This window comes from Streptomyces sp. NPDC047130 (genome assembly GCF_040643475.1).
GTDB lineage: Bacteria > Actinomycetota > Actinomycetes > Streptomycetales > Streptomycetaceae > Streptomyces.
Map to the genome: position 1 here is coordinate 284,075 of NZ_JBEYUK010000006.1, position 10,586 is coordinate 294,660.

Here is a 10,586-nt window from a genome sequence, read left to right on the forward strand (position 1 = left end):
CGCCCCGATCCCGCACCACACCGGACCCGGCCCCGCACCCCTCGCGCCCCGATCCCGCACCACACCGGACCCGGCCCCGCACCCCTCGCGCCCCGCTCCCCCGCCGCTCGCGGACCGGTCCAGCACCGATCTCGCACGGCTTCCCCGCCCGGCCCGCGCCGTCCCCGGACCCGCGCCGCGCGCGCCCGGACCACCTCCGGGGCGTGCCCCGGAGGCGTGCGCGGCGTATTTCACGCCCATGGATCGCCCCCTGACCCCACCATGGGTCTGCCCGGCATGCCACCATCGTGCGGGCGGTGACTGGTGAGACGTGAGCAGAACGAGACCGAGGAGTGGCAGGGCGTGCATCCCGAAGAGGCGGAGAGCGCTGCCGAGGTCTCGCCACGCCCGGAAGCAGACATGACAGAAGCATCCCGACCGGACCAGGCCGACGGCGCCCCTGGCGGAGCCCTCGCCGGGACGCCCGGAAAAGGCGCCCCGGCCCACGGTGACACGGCCGGCCGCCCCGTGCCCGGCGGAGCCACCGACGCGGCATCCCTCGGCGGCGGGGCCACCCTCGCGGTGACCGGCGGCGGCGGAAGGACCGGGGGCGGGAAGCCCCAGGCCGGACAGGCCCGAGGCAGCGAACCCCAGGCCGGACAGACCCGAGGCAGCGAGACCCAGGCCGAAGAGGTCCAGGGCGAGGAGGTCGCGGGCGACGAGCCCCTGCTCCCCGCCCGTGTCCACCGCCCCTCGGACCTGATGCGGCTGCTGATCGGCCTGCTGGCCGTGGCCGTGCTGCTGGCCGTCGCAGCCTTCGCCGAGGGCGCCACCTCCGGACTCGAGCAGGACATCAACGAGGGCACGACCGCCGCCCCCGACTTCCTGATCAAGGTGGCCGGACTGGCGTCCAGCATCGCCATCCTGCTGGTCCCGGTCGCCTTCGCGGTGGAGCGGCTGATCAAGCGGGACGCGCTGCGGATCGCCGACGGCGTGCTGGCCGCGGTCCTCGCGCACGGCGTCACCCTCGCCACCGACCTGTGGGTGGCGCGGGCCGCGCCGCAGGCCATCCAGGACGCGCTGACCCAGCTGGCGCCGGGCGGCAGCGGCGCGACCGCCGCGTTCACCGACCCGGTGCACGGCTACCTCGCCCCGGTCATCGCCTTCATGACCGCCGTGGGACTGGCCCGAAGACCGCGCTGGCGGACCGTCCTGTGGATCGTGCTGGCCCTCGACGCGTTCTCCATGCTGGTCAGCGGCTACACCACCCCCTTCTCCATCCTGCTGACCATCCTCATCGGCTGGAGCGTCGCCTACGGCACCCTCTACGCCGTCGGCTCGCCCAACATCCGGCCCACCGGGCGCACCCTGACGGCCGGGCTGCGGCACGTCGGTTTCCGCCCGGTCTCGGCCCGCCAGGAGGCGGAGGGAGAGGGCCAGGAGAGCGACCGGGGCCGCCGCTACTTCGTCACCCTGGAGGACGGCCGGCCCCTGGACGTCACCGTGGTGGACCGCGAGCAGCAGGCGCAGGCCTTCTACTACCGGGTCTGGCGCAACCTCACGCTGCGCGGCTCTGCCACCCGCCGCAGCCTCCAGTCGCTGCGCCAGGCGCTGGAGCAGGAGGCCCTGCTGGCCTACGCCGCCATCGCCGCCGGCGCCAACGCGCCGAGACTGATCGCCACCGCCGAGCTCGGTCCGGACGCCGTGATGCTGGTGTACGAGCACACCGGGGGCCGTCCGCTGGACCAGCTCGAGGACGACGAGATCACCGACGAGCTGCTGCGCGACACCTGGCGCCAGGTGAAGGCCCTGCAGTCCCGCCGGATCGCGCACCGCAGGCTGGCCGGCGACGCCATCCTGGTGGACCCCTCGGGCTCGGTGATCCTGTCCGACCTGCGCGGCGGCGAGATCGCCGCGGGCGACCTGCTGCTGCGGCTGGACACCGCGCAGCTGCTGACCACGCTGGGCCTGCGCGTCGGCGCGCAGCGCGCCGTGGCCGCGGCCGTGGACGTGCTGGGGCCGGACGCGGTCGCCGACTGCCTGCCCATGCTGCAGCCGATCGCGCTGACCCGTTCCACTCGCGCCACCCTGCGCCGACTGGGCCGGGAGCGCGCCCAGCGGGAGCGGGAGGCGGTGCTGGAGGCCTCCGACAAGGCACGGGCGCTGCGCGCCGCCGAGCGCGAGGCGGGCGCCGGCGGGGCGACGGCCGCGGACCGCAAGACGCTCAAGGCGGAGCAGCGGGCCGACAAGCGGGCCGTCGACGAGGCGCTGGACGAGGCACGCGAGGAGGACCTGCTGTCGCAGATCCGCCACCAGGTGCTGCTGATCCGTCCGCAGGCCCCGGTGGAACCGGCCCGGCTGGAGCGGATCCGTCCCCGCACGCTGATCACCATCATCGCGGGCGCGATCGGCGCCTACTTCCTGGTGTCCCAGCTGGCCCACGTCCCGTTCGCCTCGCTGATCTCGCAGGCGCACTGGGGCTGGGTGGCCGCCGCGGCGCTGTTCGCGGCGCTCAGCTACGTGGCGGCGGCGATGTCCCTGCTGGGGTTCGTGCCGGAGCGGGTGCCCTTCTGGCGCACGGTCTCCGCGCAGGTGGCCGGGTCGTTCGTGAAGATCGTCGCCCCGGCGGCGATCGGCGGCGTCGCGCTGAACACCCGGTTCCTGCAGAAGGCGGGCATCCGGCCCGGTCTCGCGGTGGCCAGCGTGGGCGCCTCGCAGCTCTTCGGGCTGGGCGCGCACATCCTGCTGCTGCTGGTGTTCGGCTATCTCACCGGCATCGAGAAGACGCCGTCGCTGTCCCCCTCCCGGACGGTGATCGCGGGTCTGCTGACGGTCGCGGTCCTGGTGCTGGTGGTGACCTCGGTGCCGTTCCTGCGGAAGTTCGTGGCGACCCGGGTCCGCTCGCTCTTCGCGGGCGTGGTGCCGCGCATGCTGGACGTGCTGCAGCGCCCGCAGAAGCTGGCCACCGGCATCGGCGGCATGCTCCTGCTGACCACGTGCTTCGTCCTGTGCCTGGACGCCTCGGCCCGGGCCTTCGGCAGCGGGACGACGGACGTGAGCCTGGCGAGCGTGGCCGTGGTGTTCCTGGCCGGCAACGCGCTCGGCTCGGCCGCGCCCACCCCGGGCGGCATCGGCGCGGTCGAGGCGACGCTCACCATCGGTCTGGTGGCGATCGGCCTGACCCAGGAGGTCGCGTTCCCCGCGGTGCTGCTCTTCCGCCTCTTCACCCTGTGGCTCCCGGTGCTGCCCGGCTGGTTCTGCTTCAGCCAGCTGACACGGCGCGAGGCGCTCTGACCGCACGCGGGTCGTCCGCACGGACTCCGAGCGCGCCGGGTCACCCGCACGCGCCCCGGCCGCACCCGGAACACCCGCACGCGCTCCGACCGCGCCGGGTAACCCGGACGGGTCCCGAACCCGCGCGGCCTTGCGGGGGGCGCAGGAACATGGCGGCATGCCCTTCGCCTCCCGGACCCGCACCGCAGCCCTGCTGACCACGGCCGTCATCGCCGCCGGAGCCCTCACGGCGTGCGGCGGGGAGGACGGCGACGTGCGCGAGCAGTCGCTGGAGTGGGAAGACTGCCCGGCCCCCTCCGACGCCCAGGGCGGCGGCGCCTCGCCGTCCCCGCTGCCCCGTGACGGCGTCTGGCAGTGCACCACCATGCGGGCGCCGCTGAACTGGTCGGAGCCCGAGGGCGAGACCATCGGCATCCAGCTCATCCGGGTCCGCTCCACCGGCGGCGAGCGCGACCGCATCGGCTCCCTGATTTTCAACTTCGGCGGCCCCGGCGGCTCCGGAGTCACGACCCTGCCCGCCTTCGGCCAGGAGTACGAGAAGCTGCGCACCCGCTACGACCTGGTCAGCTTCGACCCGCGCGGGGTGGGCCGCAGCGAGCCCGTGGAGTGCGAGAACGCGAGCCGGCTGGACGCCTTCTTCCAGAAGGACGGCACCCCCGACGACGCCCAGGAACGCGCCGAGTACGAGAGGGGGCTGCGGGACTTCAACGAGGCCTGCGAGGAGAACTCGGGCGAGGTCCTCCCCCACGTCCGCACCACCGACGCGGCCCGCGACATGGACCTGATGCGCGAACTGCTCGGCGACGACAAGCTCCACTACTTCGGCATCTCGTACGGCACCGAACTGGGCGGCGTCTACGCGCACCTGTTCCCCGAGCGGGTGGGCCGGGCCGTCTTCGACGCCGTCGTCGACCCGACGCAGAACCCGGAGCAGGGATCGCTGGGCCAGGCCCGCGGCTTCCAGCGGGCACTGGACAACTTCGCCGAGGACTGCGCGGCCCAGCCGGACGAGGCGTGCCCGATCGGCACCGACGCCGAGGACGTCAAGCGGCGCATCGCCCGGCTCCTCGACGACCTGGAGACGCGCCCGCTGCCCGGCTCGTTCCCACGCCGGCTCACCGAGACGGCCGCCACCGGCGGCATCGCCCAGGCCCTGTACTCGAAGGACTTCTGGCCGTACCTCACGCAGGCGCTGGACGAGGCGTACGACGGTGACGGGCGGACGCTGCTGGCCCTGTCCGACTCGATGAACGGCCGCAACGAGAGCGGCGAGTACAGCAACCTGGTGGCCGCCAACACGGCGATCAACTGCTCCGACGACAAGCCGCGGTACGACACCGCCGCCGTGCGGCGGGCGCTGCCGCGGTTCCGCGAGGCGTCGCCGGTGTTCGGCGACTACCTGGCCTGGTCGATGCTCAACTGCTCGGACTGGCCGGTGGCCGGGGCCGCCGACCACCCGGACGTCAGCGCTCCGGGAGCGCCGCCGATCCTGGTCGTCGGCAACACCGGCGACCCGGCGACCCCCTACGAGGGCACCCGGCGGATGGTCGAGGCCCTCGGCCCGGGCGTGGGCGTGGAGCTCACCTACCGGGGCGAGGGGCACGGGGCCTACGACAGCGGCGACCGGTGCGTGCAGGACGCGGTGAACGGCTACCTGCTGGACGGCAGGGTGCCCCGCTCGGGAACCGTCTGCGGCTGAGGCCCGCGCGCGGCCGGCCGCGGCCCCGGCGCGGCGCGAACCCTCCGCTCGTCCCGTGAACGCGGAAAGGCCCACGGCGCGGGCTGCGCCGTGGGCCTTCCGGACATGGGTGACGCGGATCGGGCCCGGCTCAGTAGACGGGCTTGGCGGGCTCGATCTGGTTGACCCAGCCGATCACGCCACCGCCGACGTGGACCGCGTCCGAGAAGCCCGCGGACTTCAGCACCGCGAGGACTTCCGCACTGCGGACACCCGTCTTGCAATGCAGGACGATCTTCTTGTCCTGCGGCAGACCCTCCAGCGCCGAGCCCATCAGGAACTCGTTCTTCGGGATCAGCCGCGCGCCCGGGATCGACACGATCTCGTACTCGTTGGGCTCGCGGACGTCGATGATGTCGATGTTCTCACCGTCGTCGATCCACTCCTTGAGCTGCTTGGGAGTGATCGTCGAGCCGGCGGCGGCCTCCTGGGCCTCCTCCGAGACGACGCCGCAGAAGGCCTCGTAGTCGATGAGCTCGGTGACCGTCGGGTTCTCGCCGCAGACCGCGCAGTTGGGGTCCTTGCGGATCTTCACCTGGCGGTACTGCATCTCCAGGGCGTCGTAGATCATCAGGCGACCGACCAGCGGCTCGCCGATGCCCGCGAGGAGCTTGATCGCCTCGTTGACCTGGATGGAACCGATGGACGCGCAGAGCACGCCCAGCACGCCGCCCTCGGCGCAGGAGGGGACCATGCCCGGCGGCGGGGGCTCCGGGTAGAGGCAGCGGTAGCAGGGGCCGTGCTCGGACCAGAACACCGAGGCCTGGCCGTCGAAGCGGTAGATCGAGCCCCACACGTACGGCTTGTTCAGCAGCACGCAGGCGTCGTTGACCAGGTAGCGGGTCGCGAAGTTGTCCGTGCCGTCGACGATCAGGTCGTACTGGCTGAAGATGTCCATCACGTTGTCGGCCTCGAGCCGCTCCTGGTGAAGGATCACGTTCACGTACGGGTTGATGCCGAGGACGCTGTCCTTCGCCGACTCGGCCTTGGAACGGCCGATGTCCGCCTGGCTGTGGATGATCTGACGCTGCAGGTTCGATTCGTCGACCTCGTCGAACTCCACGATGCCCAGCGTGCCCACACCCGCCGCGGCGAGGTACATCAGCGCGGGCGAGCCCAGGCCACCGGCGCCCACACAGAGCACCTTGGCGTTCTTCAGCCGCTTCTGCCCGTCCATCCCGACGTCCGGGATGATCAGGTGGCGGGAGTACCTGCGGACCTCGTCTACGGTGAGCTCGTCGGCCGGCTCGACCAGGGGTGGCAACGACACGGGGACTCCGTCGGTCGGGATAAGTACGGTTGTTCTCCCCGTAACACTGCCACGCCCTTCTTCATTCCAAGACACCCGTCCCGAACCGCGAGACATGGGCGTCCCAGTCACCGGGCAGGCCGCTCCGGCGCCCGCGGTGGACGGCCGCCGCAGGTCAGATGCGGCAGGCGGCCTCCATCCAGATGTCCGCCAGCGACTCCTCCAGTCCGATGCGCGGACGCCAGCCCAGCCGGTCCCGGGCGGTGCGGACGTCGGCCTGCTGCCAGCTCCCGCACCCGTCGGGGTAGGGGTGGAGCGGCATCGCCGGCGCGTGGTGCTCGGAGTCGGTGCGCTGGTGGCCGATCAGCCCCCGCACCATCCCGGCGGGCGGCCCGTCCAGCTCGTGCAGCGCGCCGCCGTACCCGGCCACCCGGGCCAGCACCGCCGCGGCGTCCCGCAGCCGCACCGCCCGGCCGGACCCGATGTTGATCACGCCCTGGGCGGCCGAGAGCGCCGCCGCGTGCACCGCCCGCGCCACGTCGCGGACGTCGACGAAGTCCCGCTGCACGCCCAGGCCCCCCAGCTTGAGCTCGCCGTCGCCGGACTGCATCGCCCGGCGCAGCGCCTCGGCCAGCCGGCCCAGCGGGGAGCCCGCGGGGGTGCCGGGACCGGCCGGTGAGAACACCCGCAGCACCACGGCGTCCAGCCCCGAGCCCAGCACCAGCTCGGTCGCGGCCAGCTTGCTCACCCCGTACGGGCCACCGGGGCGCGGCACCGCGTCCTCGGCCGTGGAGGACCCGGGCTGGCTGGGCCCGTACTCGGCCCCGCAGCCCAGGTGGACCAGCCGGGCGCCGCAGCCGCTGCGCCGCAGGCCCTCGCAGACGGTCGCCACGGCCACCGTGTTGTGCCGGGTCAGCTCGCGGGCGCCGCCCCGGGTGGAGCCCGCGCAGTTGATCACGACCTGGGGGTGGACGGCGTCCAGGAACCGGGTGAGCGCACCGGGGCTGCCGGCCGCCAGGTCGAACCGGACGTCGGCGTCGTCGCCCCGGCCCAGCGCGGTCAGCTGGACGGCGGGGTCGGCGAGCAGGCGGTCGGCGACGAAACGGCCGAGATATCCGTTGGCTCCGATCAGCAGAACCCTCATGGCGGCTTGTACTCCTTCTGATGGCGGTCTCAAGGGGGGTGCGGGGGTGCGGGATGCAGGGGGTGCGGGAGGCAGGGATGCGGGGATGCGGATGCGGGGATTTGGGGGAGCGGACGGCGGGCGCGTGCGGGCGGGGTGGGAGGGCGGGGACGGCTCAGCGGTCGGACGGCGGCCGGGGACCCGCCGGCGCGTGGGCGGAGGCCAGGGCGAGCCGGCGGCACGCGTGGACCAGCAGGACCAGCGCGCCCGCTCCGCAGGCGATCAGCGGGACGGCGTGCTCCCCCCACACCGACACCACCGTCTCGACCGGTTCGGCGAGGAGGTCGCAGCCGGGCAGACGGCCCGCGAACACCAGGCAGACCGACGCGATCTCGACCCAGCCCACGGCCCGGAGCACCACGGCCGGCGCGTGGGTGAAGCCGTGCACCGTCAGCAGGCGGGCGATCAGCAGCAGGGCGCCCAGCGCGGCGGTGGCCGCGGGGGTGGAGTGCTCGTCGAGCACCACGGCGCACAGCACGGACAGCCCGGACACGGCGGCCAGGTGGACGGCGACGACGCCCAGCAACAGGGGGCGGGCCGTGGCGGCGAACTCCTCGAGCCCGCGGCTGCCGGTCAGCTTGCGGCCCACGCCCGACCGGAAGAGCCGCGCGCTCAGGGCGGCGGGCACGCAGGACAGGGTGAGGGCCAGCAGCGGCGCCAGGGTGATCGGCCAGTCGCCGTACGGGGCGCCGTCCGGGAGGTCGTCGGGGCCTCCCATCAGGCCGGCGTGCAGCAGCCCGTCCCCCAGCAGGGCGTACCCCACCAGGAGGTAGGCCCAGGCCCGCGCGCCCGGCGGGGTCCGCCAGTCGTGGGGACCGGGCACGGAGCGGCCCTCGGAGCTCAGCGGCCCCCGGCCGAGCGCCAGGCGCACGCCGGCGGCGACGGCGGCCATCCCCAGCGCGCCGACGACCAGCCGCAGTTCCCCGCCGGTCCACCGCAGGGCGGCCACCACGCCCACGCAGAGCGCGCCGGGCAGCAGCGCGCGCAGCGCCCACCGGGCGGGCGCCGGTCCCTGCGCCGCGGCCGGCCCGGCGGCGGGGTCCTCCTCGTCGGTCCTGGCCGCGCGGGCGTACATCTCCTCGGCCAGCGAGAACACGTCCCGGTGGCGGAAGCGGGCGGCGGTGCGGTCGGTGACGCCGTGCGCCTCCAGCCCGGCCGCGATCTCCAGCGGGTCCACGGCCCGTTCGCACAGCTCCCGGTGGCGCGCCATCAGCGCCTTCACCGGGTCGCCCCCGGACACGGAGCCCACCGGGCCCGTGCCGCCCGACCCACCGGCCGACCCATCGGCCGACCCGACGCCCGGCCCGCCGCCCGACGCGCGGGACGGGGCGGCCGGCCCCGCCTGGGCGCCGGTTCCGGCGGTTCTCCCTCGTCTGTCCAGACCGTTCACCCGGTCACCTCCACGGACTCGGCCCCGGCGACCCGCAGCTCGGCCGGCACCGCGAACGGGCGGGGCTCGGCGGCGTCCGCCTCGGCGATACGGCGGACCGGGCAGCGCCCGGCGACCTCCAGATAGATGCGGTGGAACGCGGCGACGTTCTGCTCCACCGTGAACAGCTCCAGGGCCCGCGCCCTGGCCGCCGCGCCCAGCCGGTCACGGCGTTCCGGGTCGCCCAGCAGCGCCGCGCAGGCGTCGGCCAGCGCCCGAGGGTTCCGGGGCGGCACCACCAGCCCCGTCCCGCCGACCACCTCCACCACCGCGCCCACGTCGGTGGAGACGGTCGCCCGGCCGCTGAACATCGCCTCGACGACGCTGACCGGGAACCCCTCCACGACGCTGGACAGCACGATCACCGCGCCCCGCGCGTACACCTCGGCCAGGTCGGGCGCGGCGGGCCCGCCCATGTCGACGAACTCCACCGGCGCGTCCGCCGGGAAGAGCCGCGCCGCCAGCTCCTCGCAGTGCAGCAGGTACGCCGCGCCCTCCGCGTCGGGCGCCGATCCCGCGATCCGCAGCCGCGCCCCGGGCACCCGCGCGCGCACGGCGGCGAAGGCGTGGAGCAGGGTCACCAGGTCCTTGGACGGTTCGATCCGCCCCACCCAGACCAGCGTGCCGGGCTCGATCCGGGCGTCGGCCGCCCCCGCCCTCCCCCCGGCGAGCTCCCCGGCCTCGGCGAACCGCGCCGCGGACATGCCCGGGTAGACCGTGCGCAGCTTCGCGCGGTCCGCGCCGCAGCGTTCCTGCCAGCGACGGACGTGGGCGTTGCCCGGCGTGAGCACGGCGGCGCTCCGGTACACCTCGGCGGCGAGCCGGCCGTGGAAGGCGGCCAGCAGGGCACGCACGGCGGGGGGAGCGTCGGCGGACCCCAGGTAGTGGGCGCGCAGCGGCACGCCGTACTCGGTGACCACCAGCGGCACGCCGTGGAAGTGGCGCGCCAGCAGCCCGGGGAGGGCGGCGAGTCCGCCGGCCGCGGCGTGGCAGAGGTCGACGGAACCCAGCTCGCCCTCCTGGTACCAGTCGAGCGAGAGGGGGCGCAGGGCCTGCTCGAGGTGCGCGCCGACCAGCAGGAGATCGGTCACCCGCGCCTCGCGCGCCGCCCGCGGGGCGCCCGGGGCGCGGCAGACGCGCTCCAGCGCGCGCACGGCCTCCTCGGAGCGCAGCGCGGCGACCATTCCGCCCTGTTCGCGGGCGAGTTCGGCCAGGCCGTAGAGCGCGGAGCGGAAACGGTCCGCCTCCTCGCGGGAGCGCTCGCCCTGCCCGGGCGCCCCGGCGGGGCCGGCGCAGAGCCCGGCGGCGAGGTCGCCGTAGTGCTCGGCGAAGCGGCGGCGGGCGCGGCGGCCGTACCAGGTGCCGTCGACCTCCGCCGTCCACAGCGGGGCGGTGCGCACCTGGGTGACCTGGGCGGGCAGGTCGACCCAGCCCGCCCGCTCCTGGTCCCGGCCGCGGCTGAGCGCGTACAGCCGGAACTCGTGCTGCCCCAGCCCGCGCACCAGGCGGTCGCACCAGAGCCTGGCCTCACCCCTCGCGTACGGGTAACCACCCTCCGTCAGCAATCCGATGCGCACGCGTACATCCCCGATCTCCGCCAGTGAACGGCCGCCAAGGAAGGCTGCGGCCGACAGGCGCGCCGAGGGCGTCCGCGTGAAGCGGCTGACCGTCTCGCACGCGTTCCACTCGCACCTGATGGAGCCGATGCAGGCGG

At 74.8% G+C, this 10,586-nt stretch carries 6 protein-coding genes; 2 read left to right on the forward strand and 4 right to left on the reverse strand.

Annotated features, from left to right (window positions below; translation table 11 throughout):
• Nucleotides 1–399 precede the first annotated feature (399 nt).
• Nucleotides 400–3,273: a lysylphosphatidylglycerol synthase transmembrane domain-containing protein gene (locus tag ABZ836_RS11800; protein ID WP_361141459.1), complete on the forward strand. Its 2,874-nt coding sequence runs from the start codon at nucleotides 400–402 to the stop codon at nucleotides 3,271–3,273.
• Nucleotides 3,274–3,430: 157 nt separating this feature from the next.
• Nucleotides 3,431–4,972 (forward strand): alpha/beta hydrolase, encoded by a 1,542-nt coding sequence (locus tag ABZ836_RS11805; protein ID WP_356130378.1) that lies wholly within the window; start codon nucleotides 3,431–3,433, stop codon nucleotides 4,970–4,972.
• A gap of 130 nt (nucleotides 4,973–5,102) precedes the next feature.
• Here ABZ836_RS11805 and moeZ read toward each other — a convergent pair whose 3' ends face one another.
• The 4 genes from moeZ to ABZ836_RS11825 all read right to left on the reverse strand — a co-directional run bounded on the left by moeZ (nucleotide 5,103) and on the right by ABZ836_RS11825 (nucleotide 10,449).
• A complete protein-coding gene (gene moeZ / locus ABZ836_RS11810; RefSeq protein WP_361141461.1) occupies nucleotides 5,103–6,281 on the reverse strand; it encodes an adenylyltransferase/sulfurtransferase MoeZ in 1,179 nt (392 codons plus the stop codon).
• Between the two features lie 154 nt (nucleotides 6,282–6,435).
• Nucleotides 6,436–7,404, reverse strand: coding sequence for an NAD-dependent epimerase/dehydratase family protein (locus ABZ836_RS11815; RefSeq protein ID WP_361141463.1), 969 nt, complete (start codon nucleotides 7,402–7,404; stop codon nucleotides 6,436–6,438).
• 154 nt (nucleotides 7,405–7,558) lie between these two features.
• Nucleotides 7,559–8,683: a hypothetical protein gene (locus tag ABZ836_RS11820; protein WP_361141465.1), complete on the reverse strand. Its 1,125-nt coding sequence runs from the start codon at nucleotides 8,681–8,683 to the stop codon at nucleotides 7,559–7,561.
• Nucleotides 8,684–8,829: 146 nt separating this feature from the next.
• Nucleotides 8,830–10,449: a DUF3492 domain-containing protein gene (locus tag ABZ836_RS11825; protein ID WP_361141467.1), complete on the reverse strand. Its 1,620-nt coding sequence runs from the start codon at nucleotides 10,447–10,449 to the stop codon at nucleotides 8,830–8,832.
• Nucleotides 10,450–10,586: the final 137 nt, after the last annotated feature.